At 50.3% G+C, this 288-nt stretch carries 1 pseudogene; it reads left to right on the forward strand.

Annotated elements, in window-relative coordinates:
• A pseudogene (locus J0A67_RS22840) lies at nucleotides 1-288 on the forward strand (hypothetical protein); the annotation flags it as partial.

Raw genomic sequence — 288 nt, forward strand, 5'->3', positions numbered from 1 at the left:
CCATGAAGGGTTTTGGTTATCAAGGGGATGGTAAGGAGTTCACCGGAAAGTACCTAGCAGATACGATTTCTCCTTATCAACCCTCTGACGAAATCTTGATGGGCTCTACTGATGTGGGGGATGTGAGCTGGGTCGTGCCGACCGCGCAACTTAGTTCTGCAACCGCCGTCATCGGAACAAGCTTGCATTCATGGCAGATGACCGCGCAAGGTTTGACAAGTATCGCAAATAAAGGGATGTTACGGGCGGCTCAGGCCCTGGCTTTAACAGGTTTACATGTCATCATCT

It is taken from the genome of Algoriphagus aestuariicola, from assembly GCF_017254835.1.
Lineage (GTDB): Bacteria > Bacteroidota > Bacteroidia > Cytophagales > Cyclobacteriaceae > Algoriphagus > Algoriphagus aestuariicola.